We start from the raw sequence: 21,821 nt of genomic DNA, 5'->3' as shown, positions 1-21,821 counted from the left end.
GCTGAGAGAACACACGATGAAGACACGCATTTCCGGCTGGCTCGCGGTCCTGGGTCTGGCAGTGGGCCTGACCTTTTCCGCGGCGGCGTCCGCCGAGTCCGAGGGCATTGCCTGGGACAAGGCGCCCAACAAGACCACCGACGTGGCCTCGCTGCAGAACGGCGCCAAGCTGTTCGTCAACTACTGCCTGAACTGCCACTCGGCCGCGTTCATGCGCTACAACCGCCTGCAGGACCTCGGCATCACCGAGCAGCAGATCAAGGACAACCTTCTGTTCACGACCGACAAGGTCGGCGAAACCATGAAGGCCAACATCGACCCGCGCCAGGCCAAGGAATGGTTCGGCGCCAACCCGCCCGACCTGACGCTGGTGGCACGCTCGCGCGCAGGCCACGGCGGCACCGGTGCGGACTACCTCTACACCTACCTTCGCACCTACTACCGCGACGACACCAAGGCCACCGGCTGGAACAACCTCGCGTTCCCCAGCGTCGCCATGCCGAACCCCCTGTGGGAACTGCAGGGCGAGCGCCGCCCGGTCTACACCAAGGTCGAGCAGCACGGCCATGCCACCGAGGTGTTCAAGGGTTGGGAGCAAGTCACTCCCGGCACCCTGACATCGGTGCAGTACGACAATGCCGTCGGCGACCTGGTGAGCTACCTGCAATGGATGGCCGAACCGGCACAGAACACCCGCGTTCGCATCGGCGTGTGGGTGTTGCTGTTCCTGGCCATGTCGGTGGTTTTTGTGTGGCGACTGAACGCCTCGTACTGGAAAGACGTCAAGTAGTTCCGTCCACGCCGACCGGACGCCTGCCCCAGGCATCCGGTCCCACAGAGTGGGTTGCCAACGCGACCCACTCTTTTTGATTTTTAGGAGTCTCTCGCCATGATGGTCTTGTATTCAGGAACGACCTGCCCCTTTTCCCACCGTTGCCGTTTCGTGTTGTTCGAAAAGGGCATGGACTTCGAGATTCGCGATGTCGATCTCTACAACAAGCCCGAAGACATCAGCGTGATGAATCCGTACGGCCAGGTGCCGATTCTGGTCGAGCGCGACCTGATCCTGTACGAGTCGAACATCATCAACGAATACATCGACGAGCGCTTCCCGCATCCGCAGTTGATGCCCGGCGACCCGGTCGACCGCGCGCGCGTGCGCCTGTTCCTGCTCAACTTCGAGAAGGAGCTCTTCGTGCATGTCGCCATGCTCGAGAACCGCACCACCAAGGGCAACGAGAAGGCGATCGAGAAGGCGCGTTCGCATATCCGCGACCGCCTCACGCAGCTGGCGCCCGTGTTCCTCAAGAACAAGTACATGCTGGGCGACAACTTCTCGATGCTCGACGTGGCCATTGCGCCGCTGCTCTGGCGCCTGGACTATTACGGCATCGACCTCAGCAAGAACGCTGCGCCGTTGCTGAAGTACGCCGAGCGCATCTTCTCGCGCCCTGCCTACATCGAGGCACTGACCCCGTCCGAAAAGGTCATGCGCAAGTAAGTAAGCTTCGTGGCCGCTTTCACTGTTCTTCACCGTCTTTCATGATCAACGCGCTCGAGTCGTCTTCCACCCGCCCGTACCTCATCCGGGCGCTGTATGAATGGTGCACCGACAACGGGTTCACGCCCTATGTCGCCGTGCAGGTCGACGACACCGTCCAGGTGCCGCGCGAGTACGTGAAGAACGGCGAGATCGTGCTCAACATCAGCTTCGACGCGACCAGCTCGCTCAAGCTGGGCAACGATTTCATCGAGTTCAAGGCCCGTTTCGCGGGCTCGGCGCGGGAAATCAGCGTGCCGGTGGGGCGCGTGATTGCGATCTACGCGCGCGAAAACGGACAGGGCATGGCGTTTCCGGCGCCCGTGCCGTCGGTTCCCGCGGACCCCCAGGGCGGCGACGCCCCGGCGGCCGTGCCGTCGCCCCAGGGCCCGGCGCGCATGCCCTTGCGTGACGCTTCGCGCGGCACCGAAGGCGATGCCGGCAAGATCGTGCACCTGGTGACGGGCGAGGACGGCGACGAATCCGTCGTCGATGCCGGCGCAGGTACCGACCCGGTCGACGAGCCGCCGCGCCCGCCGGTCAACGGCGGCTCGCGGCCGTCGCTCAAGCGCGTCAAGTAGGTGTGTGATTGGGCGGCCGGCCACGCCGGCCGACGCCACTAGAATCACGCACTGGAATTTCAGCCGCTTTAGCTCAATTGGTAGAGCACCCGCCTTGTAAGCGGAAGGTCGTCAGTTCGATTCCGACAAGCGGCACCATGCAAGGAACCCCCAAGTCAGCGATGGCTTGGGGGTTTTTTCATACCGATGCCTCGGTCGATGCGGACTGCGCCACGCCCTGCATCAGCAGCCCCAGCATCGCCAGTTGCGCCGCCAGCGCCGGCCGCTGTGCCGAGCGCAGGTTCTCCAGCACCGTGCCCAGCAGCGCCGCGCCGCGGTCCAGCCCGGCCTGCTTCAGGTGCAGCACCTGCGCCTCGGCGCGCGACAGCGCATTGCCGCCCTGGTGCCGCAGGCCCTGGCGCAGCCACAACGCCAGCAGCGCGAGCGTGTCGTTCGCCAGCGCGTTCAGCGCGGGCAGCTCGTCGACTTCGCTGTGCAAGCCCAGCGGCTGCGGCGCCATCGCCTCCACCTGCAGCACCACGGCGCGCTGCGCGGTGAGCAGGCTCAGCGGCTGCATGACCGCCACGCCGCCCCGCAGGTGCACCGTGCCTGCCACGGCGCGCAGCGCGCCATGGTCGCCAGCCAGCGTGCGGGCCAGCGCATCGACCGCGTCCGGCGCCACCGCGCGGTGCGGCAGCGCCAGACGCAGTTGCTCTGCGGCGGGAACCGCCGTGGGTTCGACTTCCTCGTCCATCAGCGCCTGTGCCAGCGCCGCATGCAGCACCTGCGCGGCCGCATCCCAGTGGCAAGACACCACTTCCATGCGATCGAAGGCCACCACGTGCAGCTGCCCCGAGGCCCCGGCGGACGCGCCGTTCGCCGCCTGCCTGGGCCGGACGAAATCGGGCGGCGCCTCGCGCAGGTGCGCCACCAGCGCGGCCACGCTGCCTTGCCGCAGCGGCGCGACGAGGTCGTTCCACGACGTGGGCGACAGCGGCAGCACGCCCGTCTGCCGCGCGCCGGCCGTGATGTCGACCCGCCCGTTGGCGCGCCGCGTCGCGGTCTTGGTGATGACCTGGCCGCTCGCGAGTTGCCGCAGCGGAAAGCCCGCCACGCGCCGGTTCATCAGCGCCTGCGCCGCGCCGCCGGCCGCCGCGTCGGCTGCGCGCGTCCATTGGCGCTCCAGCACCGTCACGTTCTGCGTGTCGGGGTCGGCGAAGAGAATGCTCGCGCCTTCGGCCGTGTCGTCGGACCAGAGCTCGGCGCCGAGCGACACCAGCCGCAGGTGGTCGAGCGCCACCTCGCCCTTCACCCCGACGCCGAGGATCTGGCTCGCCAGCAGCGCCGGCCTTGCCTGCGGTTGCGGTCGCTCGGCATGCGCCGCCGCCTGCAGCCGCGCCCACAGCTCGGCCAGCACGCGCACCAGGCGCAGCGGCTCGAAGCGGCTGCTGCGTGCCTGCTGCGCCTGCAGCAGTTGCCACAGCTCGTCGAGCGCGTCGTCGACCCAGTTCCAGCCCAGCGCGAGCGCCTGCTGGCGCACAGCCTCGAAGCGCGCGGCCAGCGCCATCAGCGGCTGGCTCGAGCCGTCGAGCCAGAGCGAGAGCAGCAAGGCGTCGAGGTGGCCGCGCAGCACGCGCGCGGCCTCGCCCTGCATCAGCGGCTGCTGTGCGACGCCCGCTGCGTCCGTGTCCTCATCCGCCGAAGCGGGCGGGCGAACTTCGACCATCGCTTCCGCGGTGCCCGGCGGCAGCGCGCCGGCCTGGCGGAACGCCCACACCGCGACCACCACGTGCGCGCAGCCGCTGCCCTGCCTGCAGTCGCAGCGCGCATGCACGAGCGAGCTGCGCGAGAAGAAGCGCACGCTGCACATCGGCAGCCGCGCCACCGGCGGCGCGCTCGCGCTGCGCCATGCCTGCACGCCGACCACCGGCCGTGCGGCGGCGAGCCTGTTCGCCTGCTCGAGCACGGACGGCGCAAAGCTCGCGGCCAGCGCGGTGTCGTCGAACTGCGCGGGGCTCCAGGCGCCGTCGGCGTCGGTGGGCGCATCGTGCGCGGCCTCGGGGGCGTCGGCCTTCGACGATGCGGCCAGCGCCTGGTAAGCCAGCACCAGCATCACGCGGTGCCGGCACATTCCGCTGGCCGGGCAGCTGCACTGCGCATCGCGCAGCGTGCGCCCCGGCGGCAGGCTGGTGCGCACGCCGTCGTCGAAATGTGCCTGCACCACGCCGTCCGCACCGGCCTCCAGCCGCGGCAGCAGGCCGGCGGCCACGTCCTTCTGCGCGCGCTTCACGAAGCCCGCGTTGGCCAGTGCCGTGAGCGCCTCGGGCGTCAGCTCCAGCAGGTCGGTGCGCCATGCGATGTCGCCGCTCATGCCTGCACCTTCTCGGCGAGCCAGCCGGCCAGTTGCCCGGGCGTCATCGCGCCGATCTGCGCGCCTTCGCGCACCAGCCGTGCGGCCATCTCGCGGTCGTAGTTGGGTTCGGCAGTCGCATCGAGCGCGGCCAGGCCCAGCACCTTGGCGCCGGACTCCACCAGCGCCTTCACGCGCCGCACCAGCTCGTGCGGGCTGCCGCCTTCGTAGAAGTCGCTCACCAGCACGACGATGCTGCGGGCCGGATTGGCGACGAGCGACTGCGCATAGCCCACCGCCTTCGCAATGTCGGTGCCCCCGCCCAGCTGCACCTTCATGAGCAGCTCGACCGGGTCGGACACGTCGGCCGTCAGGTCGACCACCGCCGTGTCGAAGGCCACGAGCCGCGTGCGCATGCCGGGCAGCTGCCACAGGCAGGCCGCCATCACTGCGCTGTGGATCACCGAGTCGACCATCGAGCCGCTCTGGTCGATCAGCAGGATGATGTCCCACGGCTCGGCATGCCGCCGCGTGCGGCTGATGAACACCGGGCGCTCCACGTAGAGCTTGCGGCGCTCCGGGTCGTAGCGGTGCAGGTTGGCAGCCAGCGTCTGCTTGAAGTCGAAGTTGCGCGCCACCTTCATGCGCGAGCGGCGGCGCCGGTCGCGGCTGCCGCTGAAAGCCTGGCGCACTTCGGTGGCGAGCTTCTCCATGATGCGGCGCACCACCTCGGCCACCAGCTTGCGCGCGGCTGCCAGCACCTCGGGGTTCATCAGGTGCTTGGTGTGCAGCACGGCGCGCAGCAGCGACTCCGACGGCTCGATGCGCTCCAGCACCTCCAGGTTGGTCACCACCTCGTCGATGCCGTAGCGCTCCACCGCGTCCTGCTCCAGCCGCTCGATCACCTCTTTCGGAAAGAGCGTGTGGATGGTGTTGATCCAGTCCGGCGTGCTGAGCGCCGAGGGGCCCAGGCCGGCGCTGCGTTCGCCGCGGCTCGCGCGGTCGCTGTCGCGGCCGTAGAGCCAGTCGAGCGCGGCGTCGGCCGCCTGGGCTTCAGCGCTCAGGGCGCCGCAGGCCGCTTCGGCCGGATCGCCCAGCAGCAGGCGCCAGCGTTGCAGCGGATCGGGAATGTCCAGGCTCATGGGTGAAGCGTTCCTTGCGTACCGTCGAGCGTCACGCCCCAGGCGGCGAGGCGCGCGAGCACGGCGTCTTCCACGCGCCGCGCCTCGGCCAGCTGCCCGGGCGCGGCCTCTCCTGCGCGGTGGGCCGTGAGTGTGCGGCGCGACAGGTGCGTGGCGTCGTGCAGCGCCAGCACCTGGTCGGCCAGCAGCCCGCGTTCCTGCGGCGGCAGCCAGGCGAAGGCGCCGCGCAGGCCGGGCATGGCCCGCACGAAGTCGGCGTTGTCGAGGGCCTGCACAGTGCGGTCCATGCCGGCGATGAAGGCGGGCTCGGACGCCAGCGTCTCGCGCGCCAGCGCCAGCAGGCCGGTGAGCGCATCGCCGAGCACCGGGGCAGGCATCGAGTGCAGCAGCCGCATCGCTTCGCCCACGCCGTCTTCCTGCGCTTGTGCATGCGGCAGGCGACCGGCCAGGCTCAGCGTGGCCCCCAACGCCGCGCCGCGGCTCACGGGCGCGGCGCTGGCGTCGGCGGCCTTGCGCTGCCACACGGCGAGCGCGCGGGCGGGCTCCACGTCGAGCAGCGAGGGCACGTGCGCGTCGTGCACGTGGTGCGCGTTGTCCTGCGCATGGGCCAGCACATCGGCCACGATCTGCCGAAGCGCCAGGTGGCCTTCCAGGTGCGGCTGCATCTCGGCCGGCGCGACGGCGGCGGGCGGCTCCAGCAGCCACAGCGCGCGGTCGAAGCCCGCGCCGATCACCACGCGCAGCACCGGTGCGTCGGCCATGCCCAGCGTCTGGCCGTGACGCAGCAGCGTGTGCAGCACCGACAGGGCCGGCCCCAGCGCCTCGAAGCGCGCTTCGTTGGCGATGGCGCCCTGCAGTTCGCGCAGCAGCGAATCGCTGAGCGCCGACAGGCCCGCCCATGCCGCCTGGTTCAGTCCTTCGGCCAGCGGGGCGATCCGGCCCTGCGCCTGCCGCAGGTCGTCTTCCAGCCGGGCACGCGCCGCGTCGTGCAGGCTCGCGCCCCAGGCGCCGGCCTCGATCAGCGCGGCCTGCTGCTCCAGCGGTTCGCCGAGCGACCAGAGCTCGGTGCGCTCGCCCGACATTGCGAGCTTCGGCCCCTGCGTGCGGCGCACGCCGGGCAGCCGCAGGATCGACAGCCGGTGCAGCACGCGGCTCTTCGCGCGGTCGGCCTCGCCCAGCAGGTCGAGCTTGAGCTGCCCGCGCAGCACCATGCCGTGCGCCGCCAGCTCGGCCTGCACCGCGGCCACCAGCGGCGGCTGCGGCGTGCCGGGCGCAAGTCGTCCGACGGTGTCGCCGGCCAGCACGTCCATCGCCTGCACCAGCACGGGATCGGTGCCGGGGCGCATGGCACCGCGATAGGTCCAGGGCAGCGGGGCGTCGAGCGCGTCTTTCACCAGCGCGCCGGCCAGCGCGTCGAGCCAGTCGGAGCGCAGCGGCTTCTCGTGCCCACGCAGCCGCGCGAGCCCTTGGGCGCGCAGGTGCACGGCCATCAGGTCGGCGGTGGAGGCGGGGAGTTTCTTCTCGCGCAGGCGCCGCATCACCTGCTGCAGCGCGCGGTGCGCCGCGCCCTCGGCGCCCAGCTCCCACACCCACTGGTAGTAGGCCGGCGAGGGCATGCCCGAGGCGTAGCCGGCGAAGGCGTCCAGCCGCTTGAAGGTGTAGGGCACGAGGTAGGAGCCGAAGCGCAGCGGGGCTTGCGCATCGCGCGTGCCGGCATCTTCGTCGTTCGCCTCGACGGATTCGTGCGAAGGCTCCGGCGTGGCGGGCAGCTCGGCGGGCATGCCCGGCCACAGCCGCGCGAGCGCGGGCGCGTGGTAGCCGCCGCACACCACCAGCGCCTGCGCGCGGCCGGGCTGCGTCGGCTGCGCCATCGCCCAGGCGATCCAGCGCGCCATCATCTGTTCGCGCGCCTGGTTGCCTTGCGAGCCGGCGTCGTCGCCGCGCAGATGAGCGAAGTAGGTGGACAGGCGCCGCGCCAGTTCGGCCGCGTCGCAGCCGTCCTCGAACAGGTGGTCCCACAGGGCGTCGCGGCCCTGCACCGAAAGCTCTTCGGTCAGCGCGCGCTCGTAGGCTTCGGCGCGCTCCTCGTGCGCATGGTCGGCCACGTCGGCATAGCGGTTCTCCATGTGCGAGAAGGCGCCGTGCCATGCGGGCAGGTCGATGAAGCGCACGGCCGCGCCCACCTCGCGCGCCACCACCAGCGCCTGCCACTCGGGCGAATGCTCTGCAAAGGGCGACCACGAGCCGTGGTGCCGGTCGTCGCCCGACAGGTAGCTGTAGATCGCCACCGGCAACCGGTGCGGCAGGTACAGCTCGTCGAGCCGTTCGTTGAAATCGGCCGGGCCTTCGATCAGCACGTAGGCCGGGCGCAGCGCGCGGATACGCTCGGCCACCAGCCCGGCGCACGCGGGGCTGTGGTGGCGCACGCCGACGATGTGGGGTTGCTGCATCGGCGCGAGTTCAGGGCAGACGGTGCCGGGCTTCGTAGTAGGCGCGCCAGTGGGCACCGTTGCGCTTGGCCGCCTTCTGCTCGAAGTAGCGCCGCAGCTTGGCGCGGTCGTCCGCGTTGTCCTTCACCACCGTGCCGGCGATGCAATCGACCAGGTCGGCCGGCGAGCCTTCGCGCTGCTCCAGGAACCAGGCGCGCACGCCCACCGCGTGGGCCACGTTCACCGCTTCGGCGGTGGACATCACGGCGGTGAGCTTGTCCATGGCGCCGTCGTTGCCCCAGTTGCCGTTGGCTTTTTCAGCCTTGCCCGGCGCGCCGCGCAGGTCGCGGAAGGTGGACACCAGCAGCTCCAGCACCGGCGCGGGCACGGTCTTCGGAATGCCGCTCTGCGCGAGCAGCCGCGCGGACGATTCCTGCACCAGCGCCAGTTCGCGGTCGAAGTCCAGGATGGGGAACACCGTCTCGAAGTCGAAGCGCCGCTTCAACGCCGCGCTCATTTCGTTCACGCCGCGGTCGCGCGTGTTGGCGGTGGCGATGATGTTGAAGCCCTCGCGCGCGTAGAGCATGCCGTGCTCGCCCGCCAGTTCGGGCACCGCCATCACGCGGTCCGACAGCATGCCCAGCAGGCAGTCCTGCACCTCCAGCGGCGCGCGCGTGATTTCCTCGAAGCGCACCACCTGGCCGCGCTGCATGCCCAGGTACAGCGGCGCGGGCACCATCGCGCGCGGGCTCGGGCCTTCGTTGATGAGCAGCGCGTAGTTCCAGCCGTACTTGATCTGGTCTTCGGTGATCGATGCGCCGCCCTGGATCGTGAGCGTGGAGATGCCCGAGATGGCCGTGGCCAGCAGCTCCGACAGCATCGACTTCGCCGTGCCCGGCTCGCCCACCAGCATCAGCCCGCGGCCGGTGGCCAGCGTGACCAGCATGCGCTCGATGCTGGCCACCGGCGCGACGATCTTCGGCGCAATGTCGAGCGCCGCGTCGCCGAGGATGAACGAGCGCGCGGCCTTCAGGCCCAGCGCCCATCCGGGCGGTCGCGGGTCGGTGTCCTGCGCCTGCAGCCGCGCGAGCTGCGCGGCGTACTGGATCTCGGCCGGCGGGCGCTGCAGTTGCTGCGATGCCGTACCCGACGCGTCGTTGGTCTTTTTCGGTGTGGCCATGTGTGTGTCGTTCAGGCCCGCAGGCCTTCCATGTCGCGGATGAGTTCGCTGGCGGAAATCGGGTCGAGCTGGTCCAGCGTTTGCGCATCCTGCATGTCGCCCCAGCCCGAAGGCTTGCCGACCTGCACCTGGCCCAGCGTCTGCTCGGGGTATTCGTCCACCATGCCGACGATGATGCCGGGGTCCAGGCCCAGCTCGATTACGCGGTTCGTGCCCAGCGGCTTGCTGAAGTACCAGATGCAGCCCGCGTCCTGCGCCTGGCCGCGGCGCCAGCCCTTGTTGGCCAGCCCCAGCACGCGGCCCGTGGGCACCTTCACGTCCTTCCAGCGCTCCAGCTTCAGGCTCTTCTTTTCTTCGTCGGTCAGCGTGTAGACGTCGCGGCCGATCTGCGCAAAGGGCTGCAGCAGCTCGTAGTCGGCGAACACCTGGCCGAAGGCCGCGGCATCGGCGGGCGGCAGGTCCAGCGCATGCGGCACGCCGATGCGGATGCTCGCACCCTCGGGCAACGCGAACGTGTCGTCCTCCGCCGTGGTGCAGCTGCCGTCTTCCGCCACGCGGAAGCACGCCTGCAGCGTGCCGCCGTAGCTGCTGCCCTCGGCTGCGCCTTCCACCGCATACACGCCCCAGATCAGCCGCTGCACGATGTGGCGCACCAGCGGATGCTCGACCAGGAACATGCGAAACACCTCGGGCGTCCAGCGGCGGCGCGCGCACATCGCCACCTCCAGGCGCAGCAGCTGCTGGCTGGCGATGGTGCGCGCGTCCTTCTTCAGCAGCTTGAAGCGCTCGACCGCTTCCTTGCCCAGTTCGGCGTCGTCGGTCTTCTTGGGCTTGGGCAGGTCGGGCAGGCGGGCACCGTCCACGCCGTCGGTGGTTTCGCGCACATAGGGCTTGAGCGTTTCGTCGAAGCCCACCTTGAACGCGCGCGGGCCGAAGTCCAGCCGCAGGGTGCCCTGCTCGTCCAGGCCGAGGTCGGGCGCGAGCCGGTCTTCGAGCTCCTCGGTGCTCAGGCCGCGCGCTTCGGCAATGGCGTCGATCTTCTCGCGCGCCTTGTCCTGCAGGCCCTTGAACTTGACCTTCTGCGCAATGCCGTTGAGTAGCATCAGCGCCACGTCGCTGCCGATGGTGGCCAGCACGTCCAGCCCGGTCACGGCGCGCGCATGCGCCGCCTCGCCGGGCCACGCGCGAATGAAGGGCGTGAGCCTGCGCGCGGTGTCGTCGTTGCCGAACTGGCCCAGCATGGCGAGTGCCCAGCCTTCCTTGCTCGGGCCGCCGGCCTCGAGCCAGGCGGTGAAGGCGTCCCAGGCGAACTCGGCCAGCGATACGGCGTCGCAGGCCTCCCTGACCACGGCGATGCCGCCGTAGATTTCCTCGTTGGTCGGGAAGGTCAGCATCTGGCCGAGGTGGTCGAGCGCCTCGTCGGGCAATGCCTTGCCGTTCTTCAGCGTCGGCCGGCGCCAGCTGCGCGGCTGCCAGAACTCGGGCAGCCTGGCGCGCTTGGTGGGGAAACGGTCGAGCGGGCTCTCGTCGAGCACCGCGCGCAATGCCTCCACCACCTCGGGCTTGCCGTAGCGGCCGGCCACGTCGAGCAGCAGCGCCTCGTGGCCGTTGGCCTGCAGCAGGCGCAGCGCGGAGCCCGCGCAGTCGCGGGCCTCGCCGGCCTTGCCGAGCGCGGGCGCAATCAGGCCGCAGGCGGTGTGCTCGGGGTACTTCAGCAGCCAGGCGCGGCCTTCGGCGCGCAGTGTCTTCAGCTTGGCGAAGGCGCGCGCGGCAGGCATGGCGAGTTCGGCCGCGCCGTAGTTCTGCGCGTACGAAAGGTTTTCGGTGGGCTTGGTGCGCACCATGGCCACCAGCCCCGGCAGCACGGCCAGGCCGTGGGTGGCCAGCATCACGCCGATGTCGTCGCTTTCCGATTCCCCGGCAATCGCGTTCCAGAACGGCACGCCCACCGCGGCCGGAAGCACCGCCGCCACGAACGAGTCGAAACGGAACCAGTAGTAGCGACCCTCCTTGCGTTCGCCGAGCATGGCGCGCCAGTGCGCGATCAGCGCGGCGGTGTCGCCGGCCTTGATTGCCGACTCCGCCGCCTTGCCGAGCGGCCCGTGCTCTTTCTTGTCCTTGCGGTCGAAGCCCAGCTGGTCGAGCAGCACCGCGATGTCTTTCCTGGCCAGGGCCTGGCGGCTCTGTTGCCAGGAGGCGAGCCGCAGCGCGCTCTCGCGCAGGCCGTCGCCCCATTGCTCGACCGGGGCCAGCGCCAGCGGTTCGAGCACCAGCGCCGCGGCGGTCTTCTTCTGCACCTTGGCCAGCCACGGCGGCGCGGCCAGCACGCCGGGCAGCTCGCTCGCATCGGCCACCTCGGTGGGGCCGGCCAGCAAGGCCAGTTGCTGGTCGATGACGGCCTGCGCGCCCGCGTCGAGCCAGGGCCGCAGCGCGGGCAGGGCGGCGCCGTGCGCGCGCAGCAGCCGCGTGAGGCTGGGCTTGACGAGGTTGGCGTCCTTGCCGCCCGCCGCGACCAGCCGCGACAGCGCGGGAATCGCCGCCAGCGGCCAGCGGTCGACCGACAGTGCCAGGCGTGCCAGCGCGCCTTTCGACGTGCTCGCCACGCGGGCCAGCGCCTGCACCGCATCGGGCGTGCCGATGCAGGCGAGCGCGTCGCCCGCGTCGTCGGTGGCCGCGCCGCGCTCCAGCACGGGCACCGCGTCGACGCCGCGCTCCTGCACCAGCGTGCTGGTCATGGGGCCGCTGCCCCAGAAGCCGCTCGAATAGCTCAGCCGCACCTTCGCAGCCAGCGCCACGGCGTCGGGGTCGGTGGCCGTCAGCTGCAGCCAGTGCATCGTCTCGGGCGCGGGCTTCGCGGCCGCGAGCGCGTGCACCAGCGCGTTGGAAATTTCGGGCGCGTCGGGCAGCAGCATCGCCAGCGCGGGCTGGCGGCTCGGGTGCACGCGGGGCAGGCCGGCCTCGATGCGGTCGCGGCAGTCCTGCCAGACCTCGGGGGCGGCCAGCGCCAGGTGCGCGCGAAAGGCTTGCTCGCCTTCGCCCAAGGGGCCGTAGTAGGCGCTGCCCATCTGCTTGGAGACGCTGGCGCTGAAGCTGTACTGGTGCTTCTTCGCCGCCCGGTCGTAGTCGGACTGCACCTCGATCTGTTGCGCGGCCAGCAGGACATCGACCGCGCCCGGCAGGCCGTACTGCGCCGCCAGGTAGGGCACCAGCTCCGCGCCCATCTGGCTGTTGCCGTGGTTGCCGCTGCTCAGCGCCAGCGCCAGCAGCACGGTGTCGGCCTCGGCGTCGGCCGCGGGAATGGGCTGCGTGCTGCGATCGATCATGCGCTGCGTGGCGTCGCGCAGCGAAGCGTCGGTGCCGGTCATGTTCACGTGGAGGTCGAGCTTGCGGCGCACCGGCAGCCAGGCCGCGCCCACGCTCGCCGGGGGCTCGACCTGCTTGGGCGGAAAGCGGCGCGAGGGGAAGGCTTCGCGCAGCATGTCGGGCGACAGCCGGATGGGCGTGCCGGCGGCAAGCCAGGGCGGTGTGTCGGCGTTGATGGCGAGTTCCGCGGCCGGTGCGGGCGAAGACGCGGCCTGCGTGGTCGACGCCGAAGTGCCCAGTTCCTTCGCGATGGCCTGCGCGTCTTTCGGCGGCGAGCAGCTGGTGCCCCAGCCCTCCAGCAGGCCCGCGGACTGCAGCCGCTTGAAGGCCAGCGCGGCGCCTTGCTCGCTCACGCCGTGCGGGCGCTTGAGGCTGGCGGGCGACAGCGTGTCGTTGCGGGTGAGGGTGCCGGCTTCGATCTGCGAGCGCACGCTTTCGAACACGCGGTCGGCCTGGCTGTCGATGCCTTCGGCCGGTGCGTCCGCCGCTGCGGTGTCGCTTGCCGGCGCGGCCTTGGCGGCCGATGTGGCCGATGCGGCCGTGGTCTTTTCCGGCGCCGCCTCGGCCTTCGGCTTGGCTTCGGTCTTGCCGATGGCCGCATCCGCCGCCACGCCCACTTCGCTGTAGCCCTTGCCCGACTTCTCGGCCGCCAGCTTGGTCATCGCGGTGGCGGCCTTGGCGGCGTCGGCGAACGACTTGGTCTGGCTCTGGCCCGCGGTGCCGATGCGGCCCCAACGGATGTTGAGGTCGGTGTCCGACCGCTCCACTTCCCAGAATTTGCTGGCGGTTCCTTCGATCAGTTCAAAACGGCGCATGGAAAAAACGTCCTCCTGTGGATGCATGACGCGCCCGCTCGCGATGCGCGAAGCGCTGGATGTGGGGCGGATGAATGAGAGGGCCCTGGCAGGCCGTGCCCGTCAGCCACGCGAGGGCGGTGCCGTCGGTGGTGCTGAAAAAACAGGCAGTGCGAAGGCATGGAATCTCATGCCCGAATCATGCACTGCGCCTCGCGTGGCGCGAGGTAAGAAGAAGGTTCGAAAGCCGGGCGCCTCGCTGGCGTGCCGCGCGCGTCCTTGATGTCAGCCCGGCGCCGCGCTGCCCGACTTTTCGCCGGCGAACGCATACGACGGCCCCATGCGCTGCCGCTTGCAATGGCGCAAGGCGCGATCGGCCGATTCGAGCAGGCGCGCCAGCGTGTCGCCGTCGGCGGGGTGGCATGCAATGCCCATGCTGAGTTCGCCCCCCGCGAGCAGCCGGCCCTCGAAGGCCACCGGCGTGGCGCCCGCGGTCTCGATGCGGATCGCCATCTCCGCGAGCTTTTGCCGCGCCGGGTTGCCGGCCAGCAGGATCGCGAACTCGTCGTCGCCCAGGCGCGCCACCATGTCGTCTGCGCGCACCTGCTGGCGCAGGCGCTGGGCGATGGCGGCGAGCACGGCGTCGCCGCCCGCGCGGCCGTGGCGTTCATTCACGCGATTGAAGCCGTTCAGGTCGACCATCATCAGCGAGAAGGGGCGGCCCTCGCGCAGCCATTCCGCGCCGCGGCTTTCCAGGCCCGCGCGGCTGGTGGCGCCGGTGAGCGCGTCGGTGCCCATGGCGCCCATAAGGGCCTGGGTGCGTTGTTCCAGGGCCTTTTCGGCGCGCAGCACCAGCCGGATGCGCGCGGCCAGCGCCAGCGCCAGCAGCGCCAGTTCGGCGATCACCGCGGCCTGCGCGGGATTCATGCGCCAGGCGCTCCAGGCGGGTTCACCCCAAGCCGGCAGGGGCGAGGCACAGATGCCGGCCATCAGCAGCATGGCACCGGCGCAGAACAAGGCCACCGTCAAGGGCAGCGCGCGCCGCGCGAGCAGCGCACCGACTGCAAGCAGCACGGTGGAGGCCACCACCAGCCCCTGCACCGCGCGCAGCGTCCAGGCCAGCCGGGTGTCGAGCGCGGCGTAGAGCAGGGTGAGGCCGAGCGCGGCCAGCAGCACCAGCGCGGCCTTGTCCAGGCGCGGCGCGAAATGCCGCATGCGCAAGAGTTGCCGCGCGAACTGGAGCCGGCACGCGGCCCACAGCACCAGCGCCGCGGCCGGCCAGTGCGCCAGTGCGTCGTGGGGTGCCAAACCGTTCAGTCCCGCAACGGCCGCCAGCGCGAAACCGCAGGCCAGCACGTACCAGACATGGATGAAGGTGCCGAACACCAGCAGCAGCACCAGGCCGCACACCATCAGGCCCGCCAGCAGGCCAAGGCTCACGCCGTCGAACATGAGCGGCGGCCTTGGGAGGGCAAGGTGCGGAAATGGCGGCTGGGCAGCATTCGGGCAAGTCGAGTCAAAGGCATCGGTGAAAGAAACAGTAACTGATCGTATCTCCCGCGCGCAGGCTGCCTATGCGCTGCGTCTCAGAATCCTTGGCGCAGCGTCTGTTTTCGGCACTAGAACTCCGCGCCTTCGACCAAAAAGCGCAGCCGCCGCACGCCCTGCCACTCGTCCGCGTCGAGCCGGAACGCCAGCATCACCTTCGGCGGCAGCGGCTCGGTGTGGCTGAACCAGATCGCGTCGATCGGCTGCCCCTGGTGCTTGAGCTTGAGCGCCAGGTGCTTCTCGCCCACCAGGCGCTGCGACACCACCTCCACCTCTTCGCTGAAGGTCGGCGGTGCGAAGCCCTGGCCCCACACCTCCTTGTGCAGCGTGTCGACCAGGTCGATGCGCATGTACTCGCGCGCGATCGGCCCGTCGGTCTCCAGCTGCCGCGTGAGCGCCGAGGCCGCCAGCCATTCGCCGGCCACCTGCGCCAGGCCCTGCTCGAAGGTCTTGAAGTGCTCGCGCGCCACCGTGCAGCCGGCCGCCATGGCATGGCCGCCGAAGCGCAGCAGCACGCCCGGATGGCGCTTGGCCACGAGGTCGAGCGCGTCGCGCAAATGAAAGCCCGGAATCGAGCGGCCCGAGCCCTTGAGCTCGTGTTCCTTGCCCGGCGCACCGCTCGCGGCGAAGACGAAGGTGGGGCGGTGAAAACGGTCCTTGATCCGCGAGGCCACGATGCCGACCACGCCTTCGTGGAAGTTCGCGTCGAACACGCTGATGGCCGGCGGCGGGGCCGCGATGCCTTCACCGCTGTCGTCCATGGCGAACAGCGACTCTGCCAGCAGCAGCGCCTGGTCGCGCATGCCGCCTTCGATGTCGCGGCGCTCGCGGTTGATGCCGTCGAGCATGCGCGCCAGCTCTTCGGCGCGGCCCGCGTCGTCGGTCAGCAGGCATTCGATGCCCAGCGTCATGTCGGCCAGCCGGCCGGCCGCGTTGATGCGCGGGCCCAGGGCAAAGCCGAAGTCGAAGGTGGTGGCCACCGCCGCCGTGCGGCCCGCGGCCTTGAAGAGCGCGGCCACGCCAGCCGGCATGGTTCCGGCGCGGATGCGGCGCAGGCCCTGCGCCACGAGGCGGCGGTTGTTGGCGTCGAGCTTCACCACGTCGGCCACCGTGCCCAGCGCCACCAGCGGCAGCAGCGCATCGAGCTTGGGCTGTGTGGCCACGTCGAAGACGCCGCGCTTGCGCAGCTCGGAGCGCAGCGCGAGCAGCACGTAGAACATCACGCCGACACCGGCGATGCTCTTGCTCTCGAACTCGCAGCCGGGCTGGTTCGGGTTGACCAGCACGTCGGCCACCGGCAGCTCGGGGCCGGGCAGGTGGTGGTCGGTCACCAGCACCTGCAGGCCGCGCGCCTTGGCGGCGGCCACGCCGTCGACGCTGGCAATGCCGTTGTCCACGGTGACGAGCATGTCGGCGCCGCTGTCGGCCACGCGTTCGGCAATGGGGGGCGTGAGGCCGTAGCCGTCGACCACGCGGTCGGGCACCAGGTAGCTCACGTGTCTGGCGCCCAGCAGGCGCAGGCCGCGCACGCCGACCGCGCAGGCGGTGGCGCCGTCGCAGTCATAGTCGGCCACGATGCACAAGCGCTTGTCCTGCGCGATCGCATCGGCCAGCAGCACGGCGGCCGCCTGCGTGCCGCGCAAGGTGTCGGGCGGCAGCAGGCGCGCAAGGCCGTCGTCCAGCTCGTCCTTGGCGCGCACGCCGCGTGCCGCGAACAGCCGCGCCAGCAGCGGGTGCACGCCCGCCTGCTCCAGCGCCCAGACGGTGCGCGGCGGGATCTCTCTAGCTATGATTTTCATAGCGACTCCAGCACGACCGACGCCCGCTTGCGGTCGAAAAGGCTCCGGGCCCAGCGCGCCAAGCCGCGCGGCTGCACCGTGTAGCGCTGCGCGGCGCGGTCGCCGCACAGCGTGAGCGCCACGTCGGTGCCGCGGGTGTAGTCGGCCAGCAGCGTGGCGATGGGGCCGGCGTCCAGCGCCCGCCACGCCTCGGCCCACCCGGCGCCGTCGTCGCGCAGGGACGCCACGCGCAGCGCGTCGCTCACCTCGGGCGCGGGGCCGGTCGGGGAGGGTGTTGCTTTCAGCGCGCCGGTGCCGCTGAGCCAGAACGAGTTGATGGGCGGCACGCCGCGCGCGGCGCGGTCGTCGTTCACGCGCTCGGTGTACAGCAGCATCTGCATTTCGTTCTGCAGCCGGCGCAGCGAGCGCCCGGCATCGGCCAGCGGCGACCACTGCGAGATCGGGTAGCCCACCGCGCGGTCGATGGAGGCGGTGGCCAGTCCGTCGAAGATGCGCGCGCGCGCCAGCCAGCGGCCGGGCACGGGAGACGCGTGCAGCGCAATGCCGTCTTCCTCGAAGAAGGGGCGCGCCACGGCCAGCAGCGCCGCCGATTCGGCCGCGTCGATCTCGATGGCCGACGGGTCGCCCAGCGCCACGTCGTCGATGCCGACCTGCCAGTTGCACAGCGTGACGACGCCCCAGCCTTCGGCATCGTCCTGCATGGCGATGCCGAGTTGCCGCGCCTCGAACGCGGCCCACGGGATGCAGCCGTCTGCCGCCAGGATGCCGAGCGCCTGCGCCAGCGCGCGTTCGTGCGGCGGCGAGCGCGTGCTGTCGCTCTGCGTGTCGGTGTGTGCGAGCGTGAGGCGAAGCAGCAGGGTTTCGAGGTTGGGGAGCCGCAACGTGGGCAGTGCCGCGCGGCAAGCCGGGGAACCGCGGCCGGCGAAGGGGATCAAGAGGTGACGTGGGGAGGGTTCGGCCATTCCCCTATTGTCCGGGAAGCCCTTCATTAATCCGGGATGCCACAATTCCGCCGTATGACGTACCCCCTCGCTCCTCACTTCGTGTATTCGCTGCCCCCCGAGGGCGGGCAAATTTCCCTTGAGGCGGCTCGGCAGGAAATTTGATGCGACTTCCTTATGAACTGCAGCTCGGCTGGCGCTACACGCGCGCAGGCCGGGCGACGCGGCGCAACGGCTTCATCTCCTTCATCTCCGGTGTCTCGATGCTCGGCATCGCCCTGGGCGTGGCGGCGCTGATCATTGTGCTCAGTGTGATGAACGGCTTCCAGAAGGAGGTGCGCGACCGCATGCTCGGCGTGGTGTCGCACATCGAGATCTTCTCGCGCGACGGACAGGCGCTGCAAAGCCTCGACCAGATCATGGCCGCGGCGCGCAAGCACCCCGAGGTGGTCGGCGCGGCGCCCTTCATCAGCACCCAGGCGCTCATTGCGCGCGGCGAGGACATGAAGGGCACCATCGTGCGCGGCATCGAACCCAAGCTCGAACCCGAGGTGACCGACATCAACGGCATTGCTTCCAAGGGCACCTTCGACAAGCTGGTGCCGGGCGAGTTCGGCATCGTGCTGGGCGCCGAGCTGGCGCGCTCGCTGTTCGTGCAGCCGGGCGACCAGGTCACGCTGGTGGCACCGGGCGGGCAGGTCACGCCGGCCGGCGTGGTGCCGCGGCTGAAGCAGTTCACCGTGGTCGGTACCTTCGACTCGGGCCACTACGAGTACGACTCGGCGCTGGCCATGGTGCACGAGCAGGACGCGGCCAAGGTGTTCCGCCTCGAAGGGCCCACCGGCATCCGGCTGAAGCTGAAGGACCTGAACGAGGCACGCGACGTGGCCGACCAACTGGCCACGAGCCTGCCGGGCGAGTTCCTCATCCGCGACTGGACGCGCCAGAACAAGACCTGGTTCGCGGCCGTGCAGGTCGAGAAACGCATGATGTTCATCATCCTCACGCTGATCGTGGCGGTGGCCGCTTTCAACCTGGTCTCCACGCTGGTGATGACGGTGACCGACAAGCGCGCCGACATCGCCATCCTGCGCACGCTGGGCAGCTCGCCGCGCAGCATCATGGCCATCTTCGTGGTGCAGGGCGCCATGGTGGGCGTGATCGGCACCGTGGCCGGGCTGCTGCTGGGGCTGGGCATTGCCTACAACATCGACGTGATCGTGCCCTTCCTGGAGCAGCTGTTCCATGCGAGCTTCCTGCCGAAGGACATCTACCTGATCAGCAAGATGCCGAGCGATCCGCAGCAAAGCGACATCGTGCCGATCGCGATCATTTCCCTGGTGCTGGCCTTCGTCGCCACGCTGTATCCGAGCTGGCGCGCCAGCCGCGTGAACCCGGCCGAGGCCCTGCGCTATGAGTGATGTTGTGTTGAAGGCCCGTGGACTGACCAAGCGTTTCCACGAAGGCCGCCTCGACCTGACCGTGCTGCATGGCGTCGACCTCGATGTGCACGCCGGCGAAACGCTGGCCATCGTCGGCGCGTCGGGTTCGGGCAAGAGCACGCTGCTGCACCTGATGGGCGGGCTGGACGCGCCCACGGCGGGCAAGGTCGAGCTGCTCGGCAAGGACATCGCGCACGCGGATGCGGCCGAGCAGGGGCGCTTGCGCAACCAGCACCTGGGTTTCGTCTACCAGTTCCATCACCTGCTGCCCGAGTTCAGCGCGCTGGACAACGTGGCGATGCCGCTGAAGATCCGGCGCGTGGAGCCTTCGACGTCCGCGCAGGCGGCCACGAAGATCCTGCAGAGCGTGGGGCTGGGCGAGCGGCTGCATCACCGGCCGGCCGAGCTGTCGGGCGGCGAGCGCCAGCGCGTGGCCATCGCGCGCGCGCTGGTCACGCAGCCGGCGTGCGTGCTGGCCGACGAACCCACGGGCAACCTCGACCGCGGCACGGCGGACAACGTGTTCGCACTGATGCTCGACCTGGCAAGGCGGCACGGCACGGCGTTCGTGATGGTCACGCATGACCAGGACCTGGCGAAGCGCTGCGATCGGGTGCTGCAGCTGGTGGCCGGGCGCCTGGCCGGCTGATTCTTTGGTCTTTCTCCCTCCCCTTTCGGGGAGGGCAGGGGTCGGGGCTCGCGGCCTTCAACGCCATGCAGCCTTCGAGGCCGCGTGTGCCCCCATCCCAGCCTTCCCCCAGAGGGGGAAGGGGCTAATACGAAGACGAAGACGCGGCTTCTTCTTCGGTCTGCCGTGCATCCAGCGGCAGCACGCACAACACCTTGCCACCCAGCGTCAGCACCAGTCCGAGCCGTCCGCCGATCTGCATCACCTGGCAGACCACGCGCGGCGCGCCCGACCTGGGTGCCATCGCAGCCGACACAGCAACCGCACGCGCCGGCGGCTGCCGCAGCATCGCGAACAGCGTTCGTGCATCGCAGTCGCTCAGCGCCTGCCGGTACACCTGGAAGACCGCTTCCGAGCCGGTGTCTTCACCGTCCTTGTCCTGGCGCAGCCGCAGCAGCGCGCGATGCAGCTGTTGCCGGCAGGCCGCCTCGGTCTTGCCGCTGGCCTGGGCCATCTCCTTGAAGCTGGCTTCGAAGACCTCGCGCAACAGCACCGCGGCACCGTCGACCGGCGACAGCCGGGCGGCAATCGAGCGCAGCGCCTGCTCGATGGACTCGGCCTGCGCCGCATCGGCTTCCGCCGAAGGGGCTTCGAGCGCGAGCGCATCGGCATCGCGCAGCCAGCGCTGCATCCAGTTGTCGCGCCGCAGCCGGTCGATCGCAAGGTTCTGCATCACCGTGGTCAGCCACGCCTGCGCCGAATCGGGCCCGGGCAGGCCGCCGGCTTCGAGCGCGCGCAGGTAGGTTTCCTGCACCACGTCCTCGGCCTCCGCGTGGCCGCCCAGCATGCGCGCCGCCGCGCGAACCAGCCGGCTTCGCAGGGCAGCGAATTGCGAGAGATAGCGTTCATCGAGCATCGGGCCAGCTTGCCACAGCAGGCGCCATGTCACGAAACTGTGGGCTTGTTCGTCAAGACAGTTCAACCTACAGGAGCCTTCTTCATGTCCACCCTGCCCATGTTCTCGATGGAATCCGACGACGACACCAAGCCCGCCGCCACCGCCGAGCCGCGCAACTCCTACCTGGAAGAAAAGGCGTTCAAGTCGCGCACGCTGCTGATCTTCGGCAGCATCACCGATTCGGTGGCCGCCGACGTGACGCGCCGCCTCATCGCGCTGGACGCCGACAGCGCGGACAAGCCCATCGACATCCTCGTGAGCTCGCCGGGCGGCCACCTGGAATCGGGCGACGCCATCCACGACATCGTGCGCTTCATCAGCGCGCCGGTGAACATGATCGGCACCGGCTGGGTCGGCAGCGCCGCCACGCACCTGTTCCTGGCAGCGCCGCGCGAGCGCCGGGTGTGCCTGCCGAACACGCGCTTCCTGATCCACCAGCCCAGCGGCGGCGCGGGCGGCCAGGCGACCGACATCGCCATTCAGGCACAGGAAATCATCAAGGCCCGCCTGCGCATCGCGCACGAGATCGCGCGCGAAACCGGCAAGCCGCTGGACGTGGTGCTGGCGGACATCGAGCGCGACCGCTGGCTGTCGGCCGAAGAGGCGGTCGAATACGGGCTGGTCTCGCGCGTCATCCGGCGCAAGACCGAACTGAACTGACGGTTCAGGCCTTGGGCTTGTAGGCCACCACGTCGATCTCGACCCTGGCGTCGATCATCAGCCGCGCCTCGGTGGTCGAGCGCGCGGGCTTGTTCTCGCCGAAGTAGCCCATGTAGATGCGGTTGAAGGCACCGAAGTCGCGCGCGTCCTGCAGCCAGACGGTGCTCTTGCACACATCGTCGAGCGTGGCGCCGGCCAGTGCGAGCACGGTCTTGAGGTTCTCCATGACCTGGCGCGTCTGCGCCTCGATGCCGCCGGTCACGATTTCGCCTTCCTTGTTCACGGGCACCTGGCCCGACACATAGACGAAGTCGCCGGCGCGCACGGCCGGGGAGAAAGGGCGCACCTGACGGTCCGAAGCGAGGGGCGGGGCGCCGAGGTATTCGAGGGGCATGGGGACTCCTTGGGGATGAAAGATCAGGGGACGGAACTGGGATGAAACGCGCCGCGAGTATCTCTCCATTCTGAAAATCTATTTCAGAATAGC

Annotated in this window: 16 protein-coding genes and 1 tRNA gene; 7 read left to right on the top strand and 10 right to left on the bottom strand. The window is 70.1% G+C overall.

Going from position 1 to position 21,821, the window contains the following annotated elements:
* Window positions 1–16 precede the first annotated feature (16 nt).
* The 4 genes from ACSFA5_RS15010 (at window position 17) to ACSFA5_RS14995 (ending at window position 2,259) form a co-directional block, all read left to right on the top strand.
* The gene (locus tag ACSFA5_RS15010; protein WP_435444841.1) at window positions 17–790 is read left to right on the top strand and encodes a cytochrome c1; all 774 of its coding nucleotides are present in this window, start codon (window positions 17–19) and stop codon (window positions 788–790) included.
* A 99-nt stretch (window positions 791–889) separates the two neighbouring features.
* Complete coding sequence (locus ACSFA5_RS15005; protein ID WP_435444840.1) at window positions 890–1,501, top strand: glutathione S-transferase N-terminal domain-containing protein; 612 nt, start codon at window positions 890–892, stop codon at window positions 1,499–1,501.
* A 41-nt stretch (window positions 1,502–1,542) separates the two neighbouring features.
* Window positions 1,543–2,121, top strand: a complete 579-nt coding sequence (locus ACSFA5_RS15000) for a ClpXP protease specificity-enhancing factor (protein WP_435444839.1) — start codon at window positions 1,543–1,545, stop codon at window positions 2,119–2,121.
* 62 nt (window positions 2,122–2,183) lie between these two features.
* Window positions 2,184–2,259, top strand: a tRNA-Thr gene (locus ACSFA5_RS14995).
* A gap of 40 nt (window positions 2,260–2,299) precedes the next feature.
* Here ACSFA5_RS14995 and ACSFA5_RS14990 read toward each other — a convergent pair.
* The 8 genes from ACSFA5_RS14990 to ACSFA5_RS14955 all read right to left on the bottom strand — a co-directional run bounded on the left by ACSFA5_RS14990 (window position 2,300) and on the right by ACSFA5_RS14955 (window position 17,586).
* Entirely contained in the window at window positions 2,300–4,471 is a 2,172-nt protein-coding gene (locus ACSFA5_RS14990; RefSeq protein WP_435444838.1) for an SWIM zinc finger family protein, read from the bottom strand.
* On the bottom strand, window positions 4,468–5,592 hold the full coding sequence (locus tag ACSFA5_RS14985; RefSeq protein ID WP_435444837.1) for a VWA domain-containing protein: 1,125 nt from the start codon (window positions 5,590–5,592) through the stop codon (window positions 4,468–4,470). Before ACSFA5_RS14985 ends, ACSFA5_RS14990 begins: the two co-directional genes overlap by 4 nt.
* Window positions 5,589–8,042 (bottom strand): DUF5682 family protein, encoded by a 2,454-nt coding sequence (locus ACSFA5_RS14980; RefSeq protein ID WP_435444836.1) that lies wholly within the window; start codon window positions 8,040–8,042, stop codon window positions 5,589–5,591. The genes ACSFA5_RS14985 and ACSFA5_RS14980 overlap by 4 nt, the downstream gene beginning before the upstream one ends.
* A gap of 10 nt (window positions 8,043–8,052) precedes the next feature.
* Window positions 8,053–9,201: an ATP-binding protein gene (locus tag ACSFA5_RS14975; RefSeq protein ID WP_435444835.1), complete on the bottom strand. Its 1,149-nt coding sequence runs from the start codon at window positions 9,199–9,201 to the stop codon at window positions 8,053–8,055.
* Between the two features lie 11 nt (window positions 9,202–9,212).
* On the bottom strand, window positions 9,213–13,379 hold the full coding sequence (locus tag ACSFA5_RS14970) for a WGR and DUF4132 domain-containing protein (RefSeq protein ID WP_435444834.1): 4,167 nt from the start codon (window positions 13,377–13,379) through the stop codon (window positions 9,213–9,215).
* Between the two features lie 264 nt (window positions 13,380–13,643).
* Window positions 13,644–14,810 (bottom strand): GGDEF domain-containing protein, encoded by a 1,167-nt coding sequence (locus ACSFA5_RS14965; RefSeq protein WP_435444833.1) that lies wholly within the window; start codon window positions 14,808–14,810, stop codon window positions 13,644–13,646.
* 167 nt (window positions 14,811–14,977) lie between these two features.
* Window positions 14,978–16,705, bottom strand: a complete 1,728-nt coding sequence (gene recJ, locus ACSFA5_RS14960; protein WP_435444832.1) for a single-stranded-DNA-specific exonuclease RecJ — start codon at window positions 16,703–16,705, stop codon at window positions 14,978–14,980.
* A complete protein-coding gene (locus ACSFA5_RS14955; protein ID WP_435444831.1) occupies window positions 16,702–17,586 on the bottom strand; it encodes a hypothetical protein in 885 nt (294 codons plus the stop codon). The genes recJ and ACSFA5_RS14955 overlap by 4 nt, the downstream gene beginning before the upstream one ends.
* Before the next feature lie 224 nt (window positions 17,587–17,810).
* Between ACSFA5_RS14955 and ACSFA5_RS14950 the strand changes: the two genes are divergently transcribed.
* A complete protein-coding gene (locus ACSFA5_RS14950; RefSeq protein WP_435444830.1) occupies window positions 17,811–19,067 on the top strand; it encodes a lipoprotein-releasing ABC transporter permease subunit in 1,257 nt (418 codons plus the stop codon).
* Window positions 19,060–19,737, top strand: coding sequence for a lipoprotein-releasing ABC transporter ATP-binding protein LolD (gene lolD, locus ACSFA5_RS14945; protein ID WP_435444829.1), 678 nt, complete (start codon window positions 19,060–19,062; stop codon window positions 19,735–19,737). The genes ACSFA5_RS14950 and lolD overlap by 8 nt, the downstream gene beginning before the upstream one ends.
* A 124-nt stretch (window positions 19,738–19,861) precedes the next feature.
* Here the strand turns inward: lolD and ACSFA5_RS14940 are convergent, their stop codons facing one another.
* Complete coding sequence (locus tag ACSFA5_RS14940; RefSeq protein ID WP_435444828.1) at window positions 19,862–20,665, bottom strand: sigma-70 family RNA polymerase sigma factor; 804 nt, start codon at window positions 20,663–20,665, stop codon at window positions 19,862–19,864.
* Window positions 20,666–20,740: 75 nt separating this feature from the next.
* Here ACSFA5_RS14940 and ACSFA5_RS14935 point away from each other — a divergent pair, with 75 nt between their 5' ends.
* Complete coding sequence (locus ACSFA5_RS14935) at window positions 20,741–21,334, top strand: ATP-dependent Clp protease proteolytic subunit (protein WP_435445348.1); 594 nt, start codon at window positions 20,741–20,743, stop codon at window positions 21,332–21,334.
* Between the two features lie 4 nt (window positions 21,335–21,338).
* On the opposite strand, the gene ACSFA5_RS14930 is transcribed toward ACSFA5_RS14935, so the two are convergent.
* Window positions 21,339–21,728 carry a RidA family protein gene (locus ACSFA5_RS14930; RefSeq protein WP_435440561.1) on the bottom strand — a complete coding sequence of 130 codons (390 nt, stop codon included), beginning with the start codon at window positions 21,726–21,728 and terminating at the stop codon, window positions 21,339–21,341.
* Between the last annotated feature and the right edge of the window lie 93 nt (window positions 21,729–21,821).

The sequence above is a fragment of the Variovorax monticola genome, from assembly GCF_051216855.1.
GTDB lineage: Bacteria > Pseudomonadota > Gammaproteobacteria > Burkholderiales > Burkholderiaceae_C > Variovorax.
The sequence above is the reverse complement of the archived record's forward strand: the minus strand, read 5'-3'. Positions and strand labels throughout refer to the sequence as shown.

Coding starts and splice junctions, on each gene's coding strand:
- recJ (WP_435444832.1), bottom strand. CDS start 16,705: ATGAAAATCATAGCTAGAGAGATCCCGCCGCGCACCGTCTGGGCGCTG.
- ACSFA5_RS14970 (WP_435444834.1), bottom strand. CDS start 13,379: ATGCGCCGTTTTGAACTGATCGAAGGAACCGCCAGCAAATTCTGGGAA.
- ACSFA5_RS14935 (WP_435445348.1), top strand. CDS start 20,741: ATGGAATCCGACGACGACACCAAGCCCGCCGCCACCGCCGAGCCGCGC.
- lolD (WP_435444829.1), top strand. CDS start 19,060: ATGAGTGATGTTGTGTTGAAGGCCCGTGGACTGACCAAGCGTTTCCAC.
- ACSFA5_RS14985 (WP_435444837.1), bottom strand. CDS start 5,592: ATGAGCCTGGACATTCCCGATCCGCTGCAACGCTGGCGCCTGCTGCTG.
- ACSFA5_RS14930 (WP_435440561.1), bottom strand. CDS start 21,728: ATGCCCCTCGAATACCTCGGCGCCCCGCCCCTCGCTTCGGACCGTCAG.
- ACSFA5_RS14950 (WP_435444830.1), top strand. CDS start 17,811: ATGCGACTTCCTTATGAACTGCAGCTCGGCTGGCGCTACACGCGCGCA.
- ACSFA5_RS15010 (WP_435444841.1), top strand. CDS start 17: ATGAAGACACGCATTTCCGGCTGGCTCGCGGTCCTGGGTCTGGCAGTG.
- ACSFA5_RS14980 (WP_435444836.1), bottom strand. CDS start 8,042: ATGCAGCAACCCCACATCGTCGGCGTGCGCCACCACAGCCCCGCGTGC.
- ACSFA5_RS14990 (WP_435444838.1), bottom strand. CDS start 4,471: ATGAGCGGCGACATCGCATGGCGCACCGACCTGCTGGAGCTGACGCCC.
- ACSFA5_RS14965 (WP_435444833.1), bottom strand. CDS start 14,810: ATGTTCGACGGCGTGAGCCTTGGCCTGCTGGCGGGCCTGATGGTGTGC.
- ACSFA5_RS15005 (WP_435444840.1), top strand. CDS start 890: ATGATGGTCTTGTATTCAGGAACGACCTGCCCCTTTTCCCACCGTTGC.
- ACSFA5_RS14975 (WP_435444835.1), bottom strand. CDS start 9,201: ATGGCCACACCGAAAAAGACCAACGACGCGTCGGGTACGGCATCGCAG.
- ACSFA5_RS15000 (WP_435444839.1), top strand. CDS start 1,543: ATGATCAACGCGCTCGAGTCGTCTTCCACCCGCCCGTACCTCATCCGG.